The organism is Aurantimonas aggregata, from assembly GCF_010500835.1.
GTDB classification, from domain to species: Bacteria; Pseudomonadota; Alphaproteobacteria; order Rhizobiales; family Rhizobiaceae; genus Aurantimonas; species Aurantimonas aggregata.
Map to the genome: position 1 here is coordinate 1 of NZ_JAAAMJ010000092.1, position 640 is coordinate 640.

Annotated in this window: 2 protein-coding genes; both read right to left on the reverse strand. The window is 62.0% G+C overall.

Features of this window, described 5'->3' with window-relative positions; genetic code table 11:
* Nucleotides 1-85: 85 nt before the first annotated feature.
* Nucleotides 86-370, reverse strand: coding sequence for an EAL domain-containing protein (locus GTW51_RS23400; RefSeq protein WP_163046415.1), 285 nt, complete (start codon nt 368-370; stop codon nt 86-88).
* Nucleotides 367-640, reverse strand: a 274-nt coding sequence (locus GTW51_RS23405) for an integrase core domain-containing protein (protein ID WP_163046416.1), incomplete at its 5' end; no start/stop codon positions are given. The genes GTW51_RS23400 and GTW51_RS23405, both read right to left, overlap by 4 nt.

Consider the following 640-nt stretch of genomic DNA (forward strand, 5'->3'; position numbering starts at 1 on the left):
ACTCAGGCGCTCCAGATGCTCCGAGAGACCGAAAAGCGACCGTTGCTCCATCGACCTGCCTCCAAATCATGACAGGCCAAGTGAATCACGAAATCACCCGCCAGGCGAGGTTCTTGCGGGTGGCCAGGTGGGTCAGGGAGGCATAGCCGGTCCCGAAATCGTCCAGGGCGATCGTCATGCCTTCGCTACGAAGCGCCTCAAGAGTTCGGACAACCTTTTCCGTGCTGAGTCCGATGAACACTGACTCGGTGACCTCAAGCTCGAACAGGGACGCCGGGAGATCCAATGACGAGATCAATTGAAGAACCCGGTCGGCGAAGTTGCTTCGGCGGAAGTCGGCAGCGGAGGTGACCTGCCACTGAGCTGTCATCCAGCGGCAATTAGAGCCTCGGCGATTTCTGTTACGCCGTAGGGGGCGGGGTGAGCAACCGGCGGAGGCGCGGAGCCTTCATCGAGCGAAGCGTCGGAGCCGGTTGCGGTGAGGGTTCCGGCGAAGGCCGCCGGGGTCTGGTGTCCGAGCGAGGAATGCGGTCTCGCAGTGTTGAAGTCCTGCCGCCATTCGGCGATGGCGCTGCGGGCGTGATCGAGGCCGAAGAACAGGCTCTCATTCAGGAGTTCGTCGCGCATCCGGCCGTTGAAG